This window comes from Kitasatospora sp. NPDC059827 (genome assembly GCF_042731675.1).
Lineage (GTDB): Bacteria > Actinomycetota > Actinomycetes > Streptomycetales > Streptomycetaceae > Kitasatospora.
Genome location: NZ_JBHWIV010000006.1, coordinates 173,919 through 194,091 on the forward strand (window position 1 = coordinate 173,919; position 20,173 = coordinate 194,091).

12 protein-coding genes are annotated in these 20,173 nt (G+C 73.6%); all 12 read left to right on the plus strand.

Annotated features, from left to right (window positions below; genetic code table 11):
• The first annotated feature begins 4 nt into the window (after positions 1-4).
• Positions 5-1,498, plus strand: a complete 1,494-nt coding sequence (gene gatA, locus ACFV8H_RS06220; RefSeq protein ID WP_380396893.1) for an Asp-tRNA(Asn)/Glu-tRNA(Gln) amidotransferase subunit GatA — start codon at positions 5-7, stop codon at positions 1,496-1,498.
• On the plus strand, positions 1,495-1,788 hold the full coding sequence (locus tag ACFV8H_RS06225; RefSeq protein WP_380396894.1) for a hypothetical protein: 294 nt from the start codon (positions 1,495-1,497) through the stop codon (positions 1,786-1,788). Before gatA ends, ACFV8H_RS06225 begins: the two co-directional genes overlap by 4 nt.
• 83 nt (positions 1,789-1,871) lie before the next feature.
• Entirely contained in the window at positions 1,872-3,380 is a 1,509-nt protein-coding gene (gene gatB / locus ACFV8H_RS06230; protein WP_380396896.1) for an Asp-tRNA(Asn)/Glu-tRNA(Gln) amidotransferase subunit GatB, read from the plus strand.
• Positions 3,381-3,635: 255 nt separating this feature from the next.
• On the plus strand, positions 3,636-3,794 hold the full coding sequence (locus tag ACFV8H_RS06235) for a hypothetical protein (RefSeq protein ID WP_375891549.1): 159 nt from the start codon (positions 3,636-3,638) through the stop codon (positions 3,792-3,794).
• Between the two features lie 134 nt (positions 3,795-3,928).
• Positions 3,929-6,976, plus strand: coding sequence for a helix-turn-helix transcriptional regulator (locus ACFV8H_RS06240; RefSeq protein ID WP_380396898.1), 3,048 nt, complete (start codon positions 3,929-3,931; stop codon positions 6,974-6,976).
• A gap of 477 nt (positions 6,977-7,453) precedes the next feature.
• Complete coding sequence (locus tag ACFV8H_RS06245; RefSeq protein WP_380396917.1) at positions 7,454-10,387, plus strand: putative bifunctional diguanylate cyclase/phosphodiesterase; 2,934 nt, start codon at positions 7,454-7,456, stop codon at positions 10,385-10,387.
• A 329-nt stretch (positions 10,388-10,716) separates the two neighbouring features.
• Positions 10,717-12,564 carry an acetolactate synthase large subunit gene (locus tag ACFV8H_RS06250; protein ID WP_380396899.1) on the plus strand — a complete coding sequence of 616 codons (1,848 nt, stop codon included), beginning with the start codon at positions 10,717-10,719 and terminating at the stop codon, positions 12,562-12,564.
• A 35-nt stretch (positions 12,565-12,599) separates the two neighbouring features.
• Complete coding sequence (ilvN, locus tag ACFV8H_RS06255) at positions 12,600-13,124, plus strand: acetolactate synthase small subunit (RefSeq protein WP_097236150.1); 525 nt, start codon at positions 12,600-12,602, stop codon at positions 13,122-13,124.
• A gap of 105 nt (positions 13,125-13,229) precedes the next feature.
• Positions 13,230-14,228, plus strand: coding sequence for a ketol-acid reductoisomerase (ilvC, locus tag ACFV8H_RS06260; protein ID WP_380396901.1), 999 nt, complete (start codon positions 13,230-13,232; stop codon positions 14,226-14,228).
• Positions 14,229-14,461: 233 nt separating this feature from the next.
• Complete coding sequence (gene serA, locus ACFV8H_RS06265; RefSeq protein ID WP_375891560.1) at positions 14,462-16,048, plus strand: phosphoglycerate dehydrogenase; 1,587 nt, start codon at positions 14,462-14,464, stop codon at positions 16,046-16,048.
• Positions 16,049-16,357: 309 nt separating this feature from the next.
• Entirely contained in the window at positions 16,358-16,519 is a 162-nt protein-coding gene (locus tag ACFV8H_RS06270) for a hypothetical protein (RefSeq protein ID WP_380396903.1), read from the plus strand.
• 248 nt (positions 16,520-16,767) lie between these two features.
• Entirely contained in the window at positions 16,768-20,127 is a 3,360-nt protein-coding gene (locus tag ACFV8H_RS06275; RefSeq protein WP_380396905.1) for a S8 family serine peptidase, read from the plus strand.
• The last annotated feature ends 46 nt before the right edge of the window (positions 20,128-20,173 follow it).

Here is a 20,173-nt window from a genome sequence, read left to right on the forward strand (position 1 = left end):
CGAGATGACCGAGCTGATCAAGTACACCGCGGCCGAGACCGCGGGCGCCATCGCCAAGGGCGAGGTCTCCGCCGTCGAGGTCGCCCAGGCGCACCTGGACCGCATCGAGGCCGTCGACAAGAAGGTCAACGCCTTCCTGCACGTCGACACCGAGGGCGCGCTGGCCGCCGCCAGGGCCGTCGACGACAAGCGCGCCAAGGGCGAGGAGCTGGGCCCGCTGGCCGGCGTCCCGCTCGCGCTCAAGGACGTCTTCACCACCAAGGGCATCCCGACCACCTGCGGGTCCAAGATGCTCGAGGGCTGGATCCCGCCCTACGACGCCACCCTGACCACCCGTCTCAAGGACGCCGGCGTGGTCATCCTCGGCAAGACCAACATGGACGAGTTCGCGATGGGCTCCTCCACCGAGAACTCGGCCTACGGCCCGACCGGCAACCCGTGGGACCTCACCCGCATCCCGGGCGGCTCCGGCGGCGGTTCGGCCGCCGCGCTGGCCGCCTTCGAGGCCCCGCTGGCGATCGGCACCGACACCGGCGGCTCGATCCGCCAGCCCGGCGCCGTCACCGGCACCGTCGGCGTCAAGCCGACCTACGGCTCGGTGTCCCGCTACGGCCTGGTCGCCTTCTCCAGCAGCCTGGACCAGGGCGGTCCGTGCGCCCGCACGGTGCTGGACGCGGCCCTGCTGCACGAGGCCATCGCCGGCCACGACCCGCTGGACTCCACCTCGATCGACGCGCCCGTCCCGGCCGTGGTCGAGGCCGCGAGGATGCGCGACGTCCGCGGCATGCGGATCGGCGTCGTCAAGGAGTTCGCCGGCGAGGGCTACCAGACCGGCGTGATGCAGCGCTTCGACGAGTCGGTGGAGCTGCTGCGCGAGCTGGGCGCCGAGGTCGTCGAGGTGTCCTGCCCGTCCTTCACCCTGGCGCTGCCGGCGTACTACCTGATCGCGCCGTCGGAGTGCTCCTCCAACCTGGCCCGCTTCGACGCCATGCGCTACGGCCTGCGGGTCGGCGACGACGGCTCGCGCTCGGCCGAGGAGGTCACCGCGCTGACCCGCGAGGCCGGCTTCGGCGACGAGGTCAAGCGCCGCATCATCCTGGGCACCTACGCCCTCTCCTCGGGCTACTACGACGCCTACTACGGCTCGGCCCAGAAGGTCCGCACGCTCATCTCGCGGGACTTCGACGCCGCCTTCGCCGGTGTGGACGTCCTGGTCTCGCCGACCACGCCGACCACCGCCTTCCCGATCGGCGAGCGCGCCGACGACCCGATGGCGATGTACCTGGCCGACCTGTGCACGATCCCGTCCAACCTGGCGGGCAACGCGGCCATGTCGCTGCCGGTCGGCCTGGCGCCGGAGGACAATCTCCCGGTCGGCCTGCAGATCATCGCTCCCGCGATGGCGGACGACCGCCTGTACCGCGTGGGCGGCGCCGTCGAGGCCGCGCTCAACGACAAGTGGGGGCACACCCTGCTGGAGGAGGTACCGGCACTGTGAGCAAGATCGAGAAGGCCAAGGCCCCGAGCTCCGTCAAGGCCCAGAGCTCCCTCAAGGCCCAGAGCTCCATCAAGGGGTGGAAGCACAGCAAGCCCGGGCTGTGGCTGTCCATCGGCACCAGCGCGTTCGGTGCGATCTCCGTGGTCAAGGACGTCCGCAAGGCGCGCGAGGAGAGCGACACCCTCAAGCTGGTCAACGCCCTGGTCGGCGCCGCCGCGCTGATCACCGGCACCGCCCTGCTGGTGCGCGAGCTGCGTCAGCTCGCCTCCGACGACGTGCTGCTGGGCTGAGTCGATCCGAGCGCCCCGGCCCGGCCCCGCGCGATGCGGCGGCCGGGCCCGTACCTCCCAAGCTTCAAGTGAGAAGGGACGCTGTGAGCGTCATGAACCTGGTCTCCTACGAGGACGCTCTCGCGTCGTACGACCCGGTGATGGGCCTTGAGGTCCACGTCGAGCTGGGTACCAAGACCAAGATGTTCTGCGGTTGCTCGACCGAGCTGGGCGCCGAGCCGAACAGCCAGACCTGCCCGACCTGCCTGGGCCTGCCGGGCTCGCTCCCGGTGGTCAACGCGATCGGCGTGGAGTCGGCCGTCAAGATCGGCCTCGCGCTGAACTGCGAGATCGCCGAGTGGTGCCGGTTCGCGCGGAAGAACTACTTCTACCCGGACATGCCCAAGAACTTCCAGACCTCGCAGTACGACGAGCCGATCGCCTACAACGGCTACCTCGACGTGCAGCTGGAGGACGGCACGACCTTCCGGGTGGAGATCGAGCGCGCCCACATGGAGGAGGACACCGGCAAGTCCAGCCACGTCGGTGGTGCCACCGGTCGCATCCACGGGGCCACCCACTCGCTGCTCGACTACAACCGGGCCGGCATCCCGCTGATCGAGATCGTCACCAAGCCGATCGAAGGGGCGGGCGAGCGCGCCCCCGAGGTCGCCAAGGCGTACGTGGCCGAACTGCGCGAGCTGATCAAGGCGCTGGGCGTCTCCGAGGCCCGGATGGACAAGGGCCAGATGCGCTGCGACGTCAACCTGTCGCTGCGCCCGAACGGCACCGAGACCTTCGGCACCCGCTCGGAGACCAAGAACGTCAACTCCCTGCGCAGCGTGGAGCGGGCCGCCCGGTTCGAGATCCAGCGGCACGCCACCGTGCTGACCGACGGCGGCACCATCGTCCAGGAGACCCGTCACTTCCACGAGGAGGACGGCTCCACCACCTCGGGCCGGATCAAGGACAACGCCGAGGACTACCGCTACTTCCCCGAGCCGGACCTGGTGCCGGTGGCCCCCGCCCGGGCGTGGGTCGAGGAGCTGCGGGCCGGGCTGCCGGAGCTGCCGCGGGTGCGCCGCGCCCGGCTGCAGGCCGAGTGGGGCCTGACCGACAAGGACATGCAGTCGGTGCTCAACGCCGGTGCGGTGGAGCCGATCCAGGAGACCATCGCGGCCGGCGCCCCCGCCGACCAGGCCCGCAAGTGGTGGATGGGCGAGCTGGCCCGTCGCGCCAACGAGACCGGCACCGAGCTGAGCGAGCAGCCGATCACCCCGGCGCAGGTCGCCCGGGTCACCGCGCTGGTCGCCGAGGGCAAGCTGAACGACAAGCTGGCCCGCCAGGTCATCGAGGCCGTGCTGGCCGGCGAGGGCGAGCCGGACGAGGTCGTCGAGAAGCGCGGCCTGGCCGTGGTCTCGGACGACTCCGCGCTGGGCGCCGCGGTCGACCAGGCCATCGCCGAGAACGAGGCGATCGCCGCCAAGATCCGCGACGGCAAGGTCGCCGCCGTGGGCGCGCTGGTCGGCGCGGTCATGAAGGCCACCCGTGGCCAGGCGGACGCGGCCCGGGTCAAGGACCTGATCCTGGAGCGGCTCGGCGTCTCCGCCTGAGAAGGCTCGGCGGCCTAGGCCGTCAAGCCCGCCTTCCTAAGGCGCCTAAGGCGTCTAAGGCCCCCTAAGTAAGGCCTAAGGCCCCGTCTCACCTACGTATCTAGGTGAGACGGGGCCTTAAACCTTTCCTGGCGCCGAATCTAAGGCACTCGGCCTTCGGAAGATGGGGCACGCTCCCGATGTGGCACCCCCCACTGGGGGAGGAAGCTCTTACATGTCAGGGAAACGAAGGCGAAACCCCAGGGGGAACCCGAAGTGATCGAGTACCAGCTCATCCAGCAGCACGCCCACGAGCTCGAAGCCCGCGCCGAGCACGAGCGTCTGGTCCGCGAGGCCAAGCAGGTCGCCCGGCTGCGCCGCCGTCCGGTGGCCGCCCGCTTCCAGCGTCGCCCCGTGCGTCAGACGGAATGCTGACGACCCGGCACCAGGACGGTGCCGATGCAGTTCCGGAGGGGGAGGCGCCGCGGGGGAGCGCCTCCCCCTCCGGGCGTTCGCCCCGCGCGATAACCCCTCTCACCAGTGGCTCCGGCTATGGCATGCTCGCCTCCATGCAGCAGATATCGGTGAGTCCCGTCTTCGTCGGCCGCGGCAGCGAGATCACCGAACTGACCGACGCGCTGCGCCGGGCGGGCACCGGCAGCCCGCAGGCCGTGCTGATCGGCGGCGAGGCCGGGATCGGCAAGACCCGGCTGCTGGAGGAGTTCCTCCAGCGGGCCGCCGACGGGGGAGCGGTCACCACGCTCGGCAGCTGTCTGGAGGTCGGCGCCGAGGGCCTGCCCTACGCCCCGCTCGCCGCCGCGCTGCGCCGGTTGCACCGCGCGCTGGGCGCCGAGTTCGAGGCGGCCGCGGCCGGCAGCGAGGGCCATCTCGCCCGGCTGCTCTCCGAGTTCGGCGAGGGGGACGGCGAACCCAACGACGAGTACGGCCGGGCCCGACTGTTCGAGCACACCGCAAGACTGTTCGAACGGTTCGGCGCGGAACGTACCCTCGTGTTCGCCGTGGAGGACCTGCACTGGTCCGACCGCTCCACCCGCGAACTGCTCGCCTTCCTGGTGCGCACCCTGCACCGCTCCCGGGTGCTGCTGGTCGCCACCTACCGCACCGACGACCTGCACCGCCGCCACCCGCTGCGCCCCTTCCTGGCCGAGCTGGAGCGGCTGCGCACCGTGCAGCGCCTGGAGCTGGAGCGCTTCGGCCGCCGCGAGGTCGCGGCCCAGCTGGCCGGCATCCTCGGCACCGGCGCCCCCGACCGCCAGCTGGTGGACCGGATCCTGCGCCGCTCGGAGGGGAACCCGTTCTTCGTCGAGGAGCTGGCCACCGCCTTCGAGGACGGCTGCGGCGCCGGCCTCACCGACTCGCTGCGCGACATCCTGCTGGTCCGGGTGGAGAGCCTGGACGAGGAGGCCCAGAAGGTGGTGCGGATCGCCGCCGAGGGCGGCTCGCACGTCGAACACGCCCTGCTGGCCGCCGTCCTGGCCGACGACGAGGAGGCGCTGATCGAGGCGCTGCGGGCGGCCGTCGGCGCCAACATCCTGCGCCCGGACAGCGAGGGCGAGGGCTACCGGTTCCGGCACGCGCTGGTCCGCGAGGCCGTCTCGGACGACCTGCTGCCCGGCGAACGGCACCGGATCAACCGCAAGTTCGCGCTCGCCGTGGAGGCCCGGCCGCAACTCGTCCCGGCCGACGCGCTGCCCGCCCGGCTGGCCAACTACTGGTACCACGCCCACGACCCGGCCCGGGCCCTGCCGACCGCCCTGGACGCCGCCCGCGCGGCCCGGCGCCGCAACGCCTTCGCCGAGCAACTCGGCATGCTGGAGCGGGGGTTGGAGCTGTGGGACCTGGTCTCCGAGGAGGTGCTGGCGCACACCCTGCGCCCGTACGACTGGGCCGAGACCTACCCGCCCGGCTCCTGCGACCACAGCCCCGCGGACGCCGACTGCGACCGGATCCAGCTGGTCGACGTGCTGGCCGAGGCGGTGGTCGCGGCCCGGCGCTGCGGCGACCGCGAGCGCGGGCTGAGCCTGGCCAAGCGCGGCATCCGGCTGGTCGACGAGGCCGAGCACCCGGTGCGCGCGGCCTGGTTCCGGATCAACCGGGCCCGGATGCTGGGCAACCTGCGCCGCTCCGGGGACGACGAGGAGATCACCCGCGCCCACCGGCTGGTGGAGCACCTGCCGCCGTCCGCGACCCAGGCCGAGGTGTTCGCCCTGGCCGCGGGCGTGGCGGTGGTCCGGGCGCCCCGCCTCGAACACCTCAAACTGGCCGAGCGGGCGATCGGGATCGCCCGGGAGGTCGGCGCCCACTCGGTCGAGGTGCACGCCCGGATGACCCTCGGCAGCCTGCGCTACGACCTGCTGGGCGACGCCGAGGGCGGGCTGGCCGAGCTGACGGCCGCGGTCGAGCGGGCCCGGGCGCTGGGCATCCCGGACCTCCTGCTGCGCGGCATCAACAACCTGGCCAGCATGCAGCGCGGACTGGGCCGGGCCGAGGAAGCCGTCCGACTGGCCCGGGAGGGGCTGGAGTTCGCGGACGGCAACGGGCTGCAGCGCAACATCGGCAACATCCTGACCGGCAACCTGGTCGAGGCGCTCGCCGACCTCGGGCAGGTGCGGGAGGCGGAGGAGCTGCTCACCGCCAGCGAGCTGATCGGCCTGCCCGGCTCCCACGCGGAGTTCCTGGACCGGATGCGCGGCGACCTCGCCGTGCTGCGCGGGGACTTCGCGACCGCGGCGACCATGCTGGCGCAGGCCCGGTCGGCGAACCGTTTCGGCCAGGCGCAGCACAGCGTGCCGATCAGCCGGCTGGCGGTGCGGATCGCCGCGCACAACAAGCGGCCGCTGGACGCCCGGGCGGAGCTGCTCGCCGCGCTCGCGGAGGACGGGCGGCTCGGTTACGAGTCCGACGTCTACCCGCTGCTGGTGGAGGCCGCCGGGGTGGAGGCGGACAGCCTGGGCGCGCCGGAGACCACGGCGGGCCGGGCCGAGGCGCTGACCGCGATCGCCGCCGCGGCCACCCAGCTGCGGCCCCAGTCGCCGCTGCACCACGGCTGGGCCCGGCTGCTGGAGGCCGAGCTGGCCCGGGCCGCGGCCGCGGACACCACCGGGCAGTGGGCGGAGGCGGCCACCGAGCTGCGGTCGACCGGGCTGCCGTACCCGCTGGCGCTCGCCCTGCTGCGCGGCGCCGAGGCCCAGGTGCGGGCCGGGCGGCGCGAGGCCGCGACCGAACTGCTGCGCGAGGCGGGCGAACTGGCGACCGCCCGGGGCGACCGGCCGCTCGCGGCGCAGGTCACCGCACTGGCGGAGCGCGCGGGGCTCACACTGGCCCCGGTGGAGCGCCCGGCCGCGGCGCAGGGACCGGCCCCGGCGGTCGGGGACTCCTTCGGGCTCACCCCCCGTGAGCGGGACGTGCTCCGGCTGCTCGCCCGGGGCTGGACCAACCGGCAGATCGCCGAGGAGCTGTACATCTCTCCGAAGACCGCAAGCGTGCACGTGTCCAACATCCTGGGAAAGCTGGAGGTCGGCGGCCGTGGCGAGGCCGCCGCGCTGGCCCACCGGCTGCGGCTGTTCCCCGACGACCCAGCCCCCTCGGGCCGGTGAACCCGCAGGTCGCCGACCGGGTCCGAACGGTCGGCGGCCGGGGCCGCCGGGGTGGGTGGGCGCCGTCGCGTGCTCCCGTGCGCGCCGCGTGAGCCCCTGTCTGCGCGCCGCCGCCAACCGGGCCGATCGGTCGGAATCGGGTGCCTTTCCCCGCTCTGTCGCCATTACTCTAAGTTGAGTGTGCGTGTCATTGAGTGACGGAATTGGTGTAGGGTCCCGACCGGGAGCATCGGTGCGGTGCGGTGGCCGGACGGCCGCCCACCCCCTGGGCCGCCGTCCCGACGGGGCGCCAGGCCACCGCGTACGGTCGAGAGGTGCGCGGCCGGTGGTCCGTGGCCGGGGCGCCAGGCCCCGGGCCGGAGGGGGAGAGGCCGAGTGAGCTCCACCGATACGGTGCTGCCCGGATCCGGACGACCGGGCGTGCCGCCCGCCGACACGTCCGCGCCCGAGTCGCCGGGGCCGGTCGGACGCGGCCCGCTGGCCCGGCTCCGGGAGAGCCGCTCGCTGCCCGGCCTGGTCCTCGGCGCGCTCTGCCTGGCCTATGCGCTGGGTGCCGCCACCAGCTGGGGATCCCCCCAACTCGCCTCCTTCATGGGCGACTTCGGGCTCGCCGCGGCGGCCCTCGCGGCCGCGCTGTCCTGCCTGGTGTACGGCTGCACGGTCGCCGGCCACGCCCGCCCGGCCTGGCTGCTGTTCGGCCTCTCCTCACTCATGGTGGCCTTCGGCAACGGCACCTGGGGCTGGTACGAGGTGGTCGTGCGCACCGCGCTGCCGCAGAACTCGCTCGCCCCGTACGCCTTCCTGCTGTTCGCCCCGCTCGCCATCACCGGCGTGCTGGTGCTCGCCCAGCACCCGCGGACGGCGGCCGGCTGGCTGTGCCTGCTGCTCGACGGCTGGCTGATCGCCGGCTCGCTGTTCACCCTCAGCTGGAGCCTGGCACTCGGCCGGATCGCGGCCGGCGAGGCCGGCTCCCCGCTGCGGCTGGCCCTCAACCTGGCCTACCCGGTGCTGGACATCCTGCTGGTCAGCCTGGTGGTGGGACTGCGCTTCGGCGGCCGGGACGGCAACCGGGCGGCGGTGCACACCGCGATGCTCGCGCTCGCCGTCACGGTCATCTGCGACGCCCTGTTCACCTCCCCGGAGCTGCACAGCAACTACCACTCCGGCGAACTGCTGGACGCCGGCTGGTTCTCCGGCAGCCTGCTGCTCGCGTGGGCGCCGTGGTCCTCGCGCTGGCGCCGCCCGCTGCGCGAGCACCCCTCGGCCGGCGGCCTGCCGCGCCGCCGGGTGGCCACCACCTTCAGTGCGCTCACGCCCTACGCGGCGGCCGCGGTGTGCACCGCCGGAATCCTCTACAACGCCCTCGGCGGACGGCAGTTGGACCGCGTGGTGGCCGCGGCCGCGTGCACCGTCGGGCTGGCACTGATCCTCAGGCAAGGCGTCATGCTGCTCGACAACCTCTCGCTGGCCCAGGAACTCGCCCACAAGGAGTCGCACTTCCGCTCCCTGGTGCAGGGGTCCAGCGACGTCATCATGATCGCCGGGGCCAACGGCGTGCTCTCGTACGTCTCCCCGGCGGCGCTCGGCGTCTACGGGCGGGACCCGGAGGAACTGGTCGGCGGCAACCTGCTGGACCTGGTCCACCCCGAGGACGTGGACCGGGTGCTCGCCGAGGTCCGCCGCTACCTCGCGCGGGTGCGGCTGGCCGCCCACCGCACCCCGGGCACGGTCGAGCCCTCGGCCCGGGTGGAGTGCCGGATCAGCTCCGGGATCGGGGAGTGGCTGCACGTCGAGTCGACCGTCAGCCGGCACCGCGACGGGCTGCTGCTGAACAGCCGGGACGTCACCGAACGCGTCATGCTCCAGGCCCAGTTGCAGCACAACGCCTTCCACGACCCGCTCACCGACCTGCCCAACCGGGCGCTGTTCGCCCAGCGGCTGCGCGGCGCCCTCGGCACCCGCGGCCAGCAGGGCGGGACGGGCGCCGGCATCGCGGTGCTCTTCCTCGACCTGGACGGCTTCAAGGCGGTCAACGACACCGCCGGTCACCAGGTCGGGGACGAGCTGCTGGTGCAGGCGGCCCGTCGGCTGCAGGGCGCCGTCCGCTGCGGGGACACCGTGGCCCGGTTCGGCGGCGACGAGTTCGCCGCGCTGGTCTGCGGCCCGCTCGGCCGGCTCCAGGTCCAGGAACTGGCCGAGCGGCTGCGGGTCGCGCTGTCCGAGCCGTACTGGATCGGCGGCGTCGAACTCGGCGTCGCCGCCAGCATCGGCATCGCCTTCGGCACCCCCGAACGCGGTCCGGCCGCCGACCCCAGGGCCGCCGCCGACGAGCTGATGCGCAACGCCGACCTGGCGATGTACCGGGCCAAGTCCGAGGGCAAGGGCCGGGTCGTGCTCTACGCCCCCGCGATGCGGGCCGACCTGGAGCGCCGCACCGAGCTGGAGGAACGGCTGCGGGTGGCCGTCCGGGAGGGCGGCTTCACCCTGCTCCACCAGCCCGTGGTGGACCTCTCCAGCGGCGCGGTGACCGCCGTCGAGGCCCAGGCCCGCTGGCGTTCGGCGGGCGGGCTGCTGCTCACCCCGGCCGAGTTCATGCGCTCGGCCGAGCACGGCGACGCGGCCACCCGGTTCTCCCGCTGGCTGGTGCACGAGGCGGTGGCGGCCGCGGCCGACCGCCGCGACCCGGCCGGGCGGCGCCCCGGCGCCCCGGCGCCCGTCCCGGTGGCCGTCCGGCTCTCGATCGAGCGGCTCTGCTCGCCCGGCCTGTACGAGACGGTGGCCGCGGCGCTGCGCGACAGCGGGCTGCCGGCCGACGAGCTGGTGATCGAGGTGGCCCGGATGGGCCCGGACCCGCTCGCGGACGAGCTCGGCCGCCGGCTGGCCGCGCTGCGCAGACTCGGCGTCTCCACCTGGCTGGCCGGCTACGGCGCGGGCAGCGGCTCGCTGGGGGCGCTCGCCCGACTGCCGCTGGACGGGCTCAAGCTGGACCGCACGCTGGTCCAGGACCTGGGCGAGTCGGGGCTCAGCCGCACCCTTGCCGGGCACGCCCTGCGGCTCGGCCGGGACCTCGGGATGGCCACCGCCGCCGAGGGGGTGGACCTGCCCCGGCAGGTCGCCGCCCTCCAGGAGCTGGGCTGCCGATTCGGCCAGGGCTCGGCCTTCGCCCCGCCGCTGGACGAGACCCGGCTGCGCCGGGCGCTGGCCCGCCGCGGCTACCCGCTGCCCAAGCCGCACGGCACGCTCTCCGCCCGCCGCGCCTACCTGGCCGCGGACACCCGGACGAGTGGCCGCACGGACGCCCAGGGGAGCCGTGTCGTACCTCGCCACGGGGCCCCCGACCTGCCCGAACACCGGGCCGTGACCGGTCCGGGAGCCGGTCCGCATGGCGAGACGGTCATCCCACCTGCTTGACACGCCACCCCGGACGGGAGGAAGGTCGTTGCCATGCGCACCCGAATTCTCGTACTTGGCGGGCGCGTCGGCTGAGTGGGCTCGCAAGCCCCGCTCGTGACAGACCGACGCGCCACCCCTCGCATGCCCTTGGGCACGAGGGGTTTTTTGTTGCACTGACGCTGTTCCATCCGCAAGACCCCTGGCCCCGACCGCCCCGAAGCGTCCGACTTGTCGGAATCGGCGGGACGATTGAGGCAGAGCCGGCGATCGGCCCGGACCGGGACCCCACCCTCGCAGCACCGGGGCCCGCAGCACCGGGTCGGCAAAACCCGAGAAGAGACAGGCAGATGACCGAGCACGCCGCATCCCCCCGCCGCGGGGACACCCCGGCCGCCCAGGCTCCCCAGCACGTCGCCGAGACCATGACCGGCGCCCAGTCGCTCATCCGCTCGCTCGAGGCCGTGGGTGCCGACACCGTCTTCGGCATCCCGGGCGGGGCCATCCTCCCCGCGTACGACCCGCTGATGGACTCGGTCAAGGTGCGCCACATCCTGGTCCGGCACGAGCAGGGCGCCGGTCACGCCGCCACCGGGTACGCCCAGGCCACCGGCCGGGTCGGGGTCTGCATGGCCACCTCCGGCCCCGGTGCCACCAACCTGGTCACCCCGATCGCCGACGCGTACATGGACTCCGTGCCGATCGTCGCCATCACCGGCCAGGTCGCCTCCAAGGCGATCGGCACCGACGCCTTCCAGGAGGCGGACATCTGCGGCATCACGATGCCGATCACCAAGCACAACTACCTGGTCACCGACCCGGCCGAGATCCCCCGGGTGATCGCCGAGGCCTTCCACATCGCCGCCACCGGCCGCCCCGGCCCGGTCCTGGTCGACATCGCCAAGGACGCCCTCCAGGCCACCACCACCTTCCGCTGGCCGGTCGAGACCGCGCTGCCCGGCTACCGCCCGGTCACCAAGCCGCACGCCAAGCAGATCCGCGAGGCCGCGAAGCTGCTGGTCGGCAGCAAGCGCCCGGTGCTCTACGTCGGCGGCGGCGTGCTCAAGGCGAACGCCACCGCCGAGCTGCGGATCCTCGCCGAGCTGACCGGCGCCCCGGTCGTCACCACCCTGATGGCGCTCGGCGCCTTCCCGGACAGCCACCCCCAGCACCTGGGCATGCCCGGCATGCACGGCTCCGTCCCGGCCGTCACCGCGCTGCAGAAGTCGGACCTGCTGTTCACCCTCGGCGCCCGCTTCGACGACCGGGTCACCGGCAAGCTGGACAGCTTCGCCCCGTACGCCAAGATCGTGCACGCGGACATCGACCCGGCCGAGATCGGCAAGAACCGCCCGGCGGACGTGCCGATCGTCGGCGACGCCCGTGAGGTGCTGGCCGACCTGATCGTCGCCGTCCAGGCCGAGTTCGACGCCGGTCACAAGGGCGACTACGCCGAGTGGTGGGAGAAGCTCGACGAGTGGAAGAAGACCTACCCGCTGGGCTTCGAGCCGGCCCCGGACGGCCGGCTCTCCCCGCAGCAGGTCATCGAGCGGATCGGCCAACTGGTCGGCCCGGAGGCGATCTACGCGGCGGGCGTCGGCCAGCACCAGATGTGGAGCTCGCAGTACATCCGCTTCGAGAAGCCCGGTACCTGGCTCAACTCCGGCGGCGCCGGCACCATGGGCTACGCCGTCCCGGCGGCGATGGGCGCGAAGGCGGGCCGCCCGGAGTCCGCGGTCTGGGCCATCGACGGCGACGGCTGCTTCCAGATGACCAACCAGGAGCTGGTCACCTGCGCCCTGAACGACATCCCGATCAAGGTCGCGGTCATCAACAACGGCTCGCTGGGCATGGTCCGGCAGTGGCAGACGCTGTTCTACAACCAGCGCTACTCCAACACCGTGCTGCACTCCGGCCCGGAGCACGACGGCATCGCGCCGCCGGCCCAGGGCACCCGGATCCCCGACTTCGTCCTGCTGTCCGAGGCGATGGGCTGCGTCGGCCTGCGCTGCGAGCGCCCCGAGGACCTGGACGCGGTCATCCGGCAGGCGATGGAGATCAACGACCGCCCGGTGGTCATCGACTTCATCGTCCACCAGGACGCGATGGTGTGGCCGATGGTCGCGGCCGGCACCAGCAACGACGAGATCCAGTTCGCCAAGGGCGTCCGGCCCGACTTCGGCGACGATCTCGACTGACGGCCCCTGACACCCCGGAACGACTGAGGAACCACATGTCCAAGCACACCCTCTCCGTCCTGGTCGAGAACAAGCCCGGCGTGCTCGCCCGCATCGCCGCGCTGTTCTCCCGTCGGGGCTTCAACATCGACTCCCTCGCCGTCGGCCCGACCGAGCACCCGGACGTGTCCCGGATGACGATCGTGGTCAACGTCGAGGACCTCCCGCTGGAACAGGTCACCAAGCAGCTCAACAAGCTCGTGAACGTGATAAAGATCGTCGAACTCGACCAGGCCGCTGCGATCCAGCGGGAACTGGTCCTGGTGAAGGTCCGCGCCGACAACGAGACCCGGTCGCAGATCGTCGAGATCGTCCAGCTGTTCCGTGCCAAGACCGTCGACGTGTCGCCGGAAGCGGTGACCATCGAGGCCACCGGCAGCTCGGACAAGCTGGAGGCCATGCTCCGGATGCTGGAGCCTTACGGCATCAAGGAGTTGGTCCAGTCCGGCCTGGTCGCCATCGGCCGCGGCGCGCGTTCCATCACGGACCGCTCGCTGCGCGCCCTCGACCGCAGCGCCTGACCCCAGCGCTGTCTCACCTTCTGAAGTAAACGACCGCACCGCGCCGGGTGCGCATACGGTAGGAAACCGCGTACCCGGCACCAACACGCAAGGAGATGTGCCCCCGTGGCCGAGCTGTTCTACGAAGACGACGCCGACCTGTCCATCATCCAGGGCCGCAAGGTCGCGGTCATCGGCTACGGCAGCCAGGGCCACGCCCACGCGCTGTCCCTGCGCGACTCCGGCGCCGACGTCCGGGTCGGCCTCAAGCCGGAGTCCAAGTCCCGCGCCAAGGCCGAGGAGGCCGGCCTGCGCGTGGTCACCCCCGCCGAGGCCGCGGCCGAGGCCGACGTCATCATGATCCTGGTGCCGGACCCGATCCAGGCCGACGTCTACGAGGCCGACATCGCGCCGCACCTGAAGGCGGGCGACGCCCTGTTCTTCGGGCACGGCCTGAACATCCGCTTCGGCTTCATCAAGCCCCCGGCGGACGTCGACGTCTGCATGGTCGCCCCGAAGGGCCCGGGCCACCTGGTCCGCCGCCAGTACGAGGAGGGCCGCGGCGTCCCCGCGATCGTCGCGGTCGAGCAGGACGCCTCGGGCAAGGCCTTCGCCCTCGCGCTGTCCTACGCCAAGGGCCTGGGCGCCACCAAGGCCGGCGTCATCAAGACCACCTTCACCGAGGAGACCGAGACCGACCTGTTCGGTGAGCAGGCCGTCCTCTGCGGTGGCACCGCCGCCCTGGTGAAGGCCGGGTTCGAGACCCTGGTCGAGGCCGGCTACCAGCCGGAGATCGCCTACTTCGAGTGCCTGCACGAGCTCAAGCTGATCGTCGACCTGATGTACGAGGGCGGCCTGGAGAAGATGCGCTGGTCGGTCTCCGAGACCGCCGAGTGGGGCGACTACGTCACCGGCCCGCGCATCATCACCGCCGACACCAAGGCCGAGATGAAGAAGGTCCTGGCCGAGATCCAGGACGGCACCTTCGCCAAGACCTGGATCGCCGAGTACAAGGCGGGTCTGCCCAAGTACAACGAGTACAAGAAGGCCGACGAGGACCACCTGCTGGAGACCACCGGCAAGAAGCTGCGCTCGCTGATGAGCTGGGTCAACGAGAAGGCCTGAGCCTTTTCGTCCCATATTTTGTAACTTCCTTGTACAAGTAGGCTGCTCTCGTCCGGGTGATTTCGCCGGACGGGAGCAGCCTGGTACCCAGCCCGTCGATACACTCCCGAGTGCGCGTCAGGCCCACAGCGTCGTGCGTCTACCTACGCGGCCATGCCACCTTCCCCGCCCTCACACGCCACCTACGTGCGCCGGGGAACCGGACAGTTAAGGACAACACTGTCGTGAGCACTGTGACCTCCAAGAGCGCCGTCGTACTGATCGCCGAAGAGCTGTCGCCCGCCACCGTCGACGCCCTCGGCCCCGACTTCGAGATCCGCCACTGCAACGGCGCCGACCGCACCGAGCTGCTCACCGCGATCGCCGACGTGGACGCGATCCTGATCCGCTCCGCCACCAAGGTCGACGCCGAGGCGCTGGCCGTCGCCCGCAAGCTCAAGGTGGTCGCCCGGGCCGGCGTCGGCCTGGACAACGTGGACGTGGCCGCCGCCACCAAGGCCGGCGTGATGGTCGTGAACGCGCCGACCTCCAACATCGTCACCGCCGCCGAGCTCGCCTGCGGCCTGCTGATCTCCGTCGCCCGCAACATCGCCCCGGCCAACGCGGCGCTCAAGCAGGGCGAGTGGAAGCGCAACAAGTACACCGGCGTCGAGCTGAGCGAGAAGACCCTCGGCGTGGTCGGCCTCGGCCGGATCGGCGTCCTGGTCGCCCAGCGGATGTCCGCGTTCGGGATGAAGATCGTCGCGTACGACCCCTACATCCAGGCCGCCCGGGCCGCCCAGATGGGCGTCAAGCTGGTCTCGCTGGAGGAGCTGCTGGAGGTCTCGGACTTCATCACCGTCCACCTCCCCAAGACCCCCGAGACGATCGGCCTGATCGGCGACGAGGCGCTGCACAAGGTCAAGCCGAGCGTGCGCATCGTCAACGCCGCCCGCGGCGGCATCGTGGACGAGGAGGCGCTCGCCGCCGCCCTGCGCGAGGGCCGGGTGGCCGGCGCGGGCCTGGACGTCTACGCCAAGGAGCCGTGCACCGACTCCCCGCTGTTCGCCTTCGACAACGTGGTCGCCACCCCGCACCTGGGCGCCTCCACCGACGAGGCGCAGGAGAAGGCCGGCATCGCGGTCGCCAGGTCGGTGCGCCTGGCGCTGGCCGGCGAGCTGGTACCGGACGCCGTCAACGTCCAGGGCGGCGTGATCGCCGAGGACGTGCGCCCGGGCCTGCCGCTGGCCGAGAAGCTCGGCCGGATCTTCACCGCGCTGGCCGGCGAGGTGGCCGTCCGGCTGGACGTCGAGGTCCGCGGCGAGATCACCCAGCACGACGTGAAGGTGCTCGAACTGTCCGCGCTCAAGGGCGTGTTCGAGGACGTCGTGGCGGAGACGGTGTCCTACGTCAACGCCCCGCTGTTCGCCCAGGAGCGCGGCGTCGAGGTCCGGCTGACCACCTCCAGCGAGAGCGCCGAGCACCGCAACGTGATCACCGTGCGCGGCACGCTCGGCAACGGCGAGGAGATCGCCATCTCCGGCACGCTGGCCGGCCCCAAGCAGGCCCAGAAGATCGTCGGCGTGGACACCTTCGACGTCGACGTGGCGCTCACCGACCACATGGCCTTCTTCAAGTACGAGGACCGCCCCGGCGTGGTCGGCGTGCTCGGCCGCCACCTCGGTGACGCGGGCATCAACATCGCGGGCATGCAGGTCGCCCGGGACGGCGGCAGCGCGCTCGCCTCGATCACCGTGGACAGCGAGATCCCGCAGGACGTGCTGACGGCGATCGCCGCCGAGATCGGCGCCCGCTTCGCGCGCTCGGTCGACCTGGGCTGACCCTCGCATCGGCCCCGGGCTTCTCCCGGACGGAACAGTAGGGCCCGGACCGTCGTTCCAGCGGCGGTCCGGGCCCTGCTGCGTTCCCCCGGGTGACAGCCGTCTCAGATACTAGGAAATCCAAGTATTCGTGCAGACACGGCCGGGGTGGGGTCGTACCGTGGAAGGGCCATACGGTGTGCCGCCCCTGTAGCCAGGGTGTGCGGCCCGTGTGCGCGTGCGCCCCCACGGGCAGGCGACCCCTGCCCCGCGCGTACCTCTCCCACCCCCTGCCGCGCTTGCCCGCGCGCCGCTTCCAAGGAGCCCGGTATGCCCACCACCGCCGACCGCCACGCCAGCCCCGCCCCCGCCGCCACCCCCGTCCGCGCCCCGCGCCGCCGCCGGGCCAGCGAGCGGAACCCCTTCGCCGCCGCCGCGCTGCAGCGCTCGCTGGACCGCCGGGACAACGGCGGCGCCACCGGGCACAGCTGAGCGCGGCCGTGGCCGGCCGGTGCCGCCGACCGGACCGCCGATCGGCGTTGATCGGCCTACTGGGCCGACCGGGCTGACGCCGCGTCACTCCATCGGGTGCGAACCGGACCCGTTCGAGGGAAGGCACTCGCGCCCGTCATCGCGATCATCCTAATTTGGGGCCCCCGGAAGGGTGATCGACGTCCGCGTGGGCGGGCGTCTGCGACACGGCGTGCGGATCAGTCCCCCTCCCGGGGGAGAGCCAGCCAGTGCGTCTGCCACCCGTCCGCCGACCGGTCGCCCGGATCGGCCTCACCCTGGTCCTGCTGGCCGCCGGAGCGGCGCTCGCCGCCACCCCGGCCGCGGGCGGACCGCCCAGCGCCGGACCGCCCAGCGCCGGACCACCGGGCCGGACGGCCTCCGTCCTGCTCGAACTCGACACCGAGGCGGCCGGACCGGCCTGGCGCAGCGCCGCCGACGGCGCCCGGCGGGCCCGGCGCTCGCCGGACGCCGTCCGCCGGGAGGCCGCCCGGGCGGGCGCCGCCCAGCGCTCCCGGGCCGGGGACGCGCTCGACCGGCTCTCCGGGGCCGTCCACCGGTCGGCGCCCGCCGCCCGCGAGCTCTACCGCACCCGCACCCTGCTCACCGGCCTGGCGGTCAGCCTCCCCGCCGACCGGCTGCCCGCCCTGCGGGCGCTGCCCGGCGTCCGGGCCGTCCACCCGATCGTGAACAAGCAGCGCGACAACGCCTACTCCGTCCCGCTGACCGGAGCGCCCCAGGTCTGGTCCGGTGACGCGGCGCCGGACGGGAACACCGGCCGGGGCGTACGGATCGGCATCATCGACAGCGGCATCGACTACACCCACGCCGACTTCGGCGGCCCCGGCACCGAGGAGGCCTTCCGCTCCGTCGAGCGCGGCAAGCCCGCCCCGGCCGCGCTGTTCCCCAACGCCAAGGTGGTCGGCGGCAAGGACCTGGTCGGCGACGACTACAACCCCGACCCGGCCGCCCCCAACCACCAGCCGGTGCCGCACCCCAGCGACAACCCGCTGGACTGCGTGCGCAACGGGCACGGCACCCACGTCGCCGGGACGGCCGCCGGGTACGGCGTCACCGCCGACGGCCACCCGTACGCCGGCCCGTACCGGCCCGGGCTCGACCCGGCCTCGTTCCGGATCGGCCCCGGCGCCGCCCCCGGCGCGCAGCTCTACGCGATCCGGGTGTTCGGCTGCGACGGCTCCACCGACCGGCTCGCCCAGGCCCTCGACGTGGCCGCCGACCCGAACGGCGACGGCGACCTCGGCGACCGGCTCGACGTGGTCAACCTGTCGCTCGGCAGCCGCTTCGGCAGCCCCGACGACGCCGACGCGCTGGCCGTCGACCGGCTCGCCGAACTGGGCACCGTGGTGGTCGCGGCGGCCGGCAACGAGGGCGACGTGTACGGCATCGGCGGCAGCCCCGGCACGGCCGTGCGGGCGGTCACCGTCGCCGCCTCCGTGCACGGGCACGCCGACGTGGACGGCATCACCGTGCTCGCCCCCGCCGCGCAGGCCGGGGTCGTCCCCGGCCACTGGAGCGAGCGCTACCAGGGCTGGAGCACCGCCGAGGTGACCGGCGGGCTCGCCGTGCCCGCCGACCAGGCGGACGGCTGCGCCGAGTTCAGCGCGGCCGACAAGCAGCGCCTCAAGGGCCGGATCGCGGTGCTCACCTGGAACACCAGCGACCCCGACCGGGCCTGCAACTCCGGCCCGCGGGCCGACCACGCCGCCGACGCCGGGGCGATCGGCGCGCTCTACGCCGCCGACAGCGACCACCTGGCCGAGATCTCCGGCAACGACCGGATCCCGGCCGTCCTGCTCGGCCGCGCGGACGGCGAACGGCTGGTGAAGGCCGCCGCCGCCGCCGCCGACGGCGACGTCCGGGTCCGGCTCGCCGCGCCCGGCAATCCGCTGCACGGCTCCGTCGCGCAGAACCAGCCGGCCCGGGTCGACACCCTCACCGACTTCACCTCCCGGGGCATCGGCCTGCCCGGCGTGGTCAAGCCCGACCTCGCCGCCCCCGGGGAGACCATCTGGTCCGCCCTGGTCGGCAGCGGCACCGGCGGCCAGCGCGAGAACGGCACCTCGATGGCCACCCCGCACGTCGCCGGACTGGCCGCGCTGGTCCGCGCCGCCCACCCGGACTGGCCGGTCGAGCAGGTCAAGGCCGCCCTGATGAACACCAGCACGGACACCTACCTCGGCGACGACCGCAGCGGGCCGGTCTACGGCCCCGAGCGCACCGGTGCCGGGCGGGCCAGGGTCGACGGAGCGGTCCGCACCCCGGTGGTGGCCTACGCGGCGGGGGAGGGCGCGGCGCCGGGCGGCGTCGGGGTCTCCTACGGGCCGGTCGAGGTCGGCGGGCCGACGGCCCTGGTCCGCGAGATCGAGCTGGCCAACCACGCGTCCGCGCCGCTGAGTTACCGCACCGGCTACGCGGCCGCCACCGAACTGCCGGGCGCCGCCTTCGAGGTGAGCCCGGCGCGGGTGGAGGTGCCGGCCGGCGGCACCGCGCGGGTGCGGGTCACGCTGTCCGTCCCGGGGCGGCTGGGGCGCGCGCCCGATCCGACCATCGACACCGAGCAGGGCGGCCGGGCCCGCAGCTACCGGGGCGAGCTGTCCGGCCGCGTGCTGCTCAGCCCGGTCACCGACGAGGCCCTGCCGCAGCTGCGGGTCCCGGTGTTCGCCGCCCCGCGCCCCACCGGCGACCTCGGCGTCACCGCCTCCGCCCGGACCCCCCGGGACGGCACCCTGGTCACCCTCGGCGGCAGCGCCGCGCCGGGCGCGGCACCCGGACTGGTCAGCGCCTTCGCCCTCGGCGGCGAGGGCGCCCGCTGGCCGGACTGCCGACCCGGCGACGGCAAGGCCGTCGGCCCCGGCGCGGGCGTCCGGCCCGAGGACGCCGGGGAGTCGGCCGAGCCGCCCCAGGAACTCTGCGTCGAACACCCCGGCGACCGGGTCGCGGACCTGCGGGCCGTCGGCGCGGCCGCCGACTCCGACCTGCTGTACGTGGGAGCCCGGCTGTGGGCCCCGGCGGCCACCCCGGTCGGGCTGTACGGGGTGCGGGTGTCGCTGGACACCGACGGCGACGGCGTCACCGACGTGATCCTCAAGGCCGACCGGCTGCGCGGCAGCGACGTCCTGGTCTCCCGGGCCCTGGACGCCCGCACCGGCGCCGAACTCGACGTCCAGCCGCTGAACGCCCGCTGGGGCGACACCGACACCGAACTGCTGGACAGCGACGTGGTGGTGCTCCCGGTCCGGCTGGGCGCCCTGCCCGGCGTCGGGCCCGGCCACAGCACCGTCCGGTACGGGGTCTGGACCGGCGTGGCCGCCTCCGGCACGCCCGACCCGGCCGACTCCTTCTCCTCGATCGGCCTGCGCGGCACCCGCCCGACCGTCCCGCTGGATGTCCTGCACCCGGCCCTCACCGTGCGGGCCGGCCTCGCCGGTCCGGCCGCGATGGTCACCCCGGCGGGCCCCGGCACCTTCCTCGACGTGCACCGCGCGCCCGGCGACGGCTCCCGGCTCCTGCTGCTCTACCACCTCAACCCGGCGGACCGCCGGGCCCAGGTGCTCGACCTGCCGTGACCTGACGCGAGGGCCCGAGGGGCGGCCCGCCGGAACCCCGGCGGGC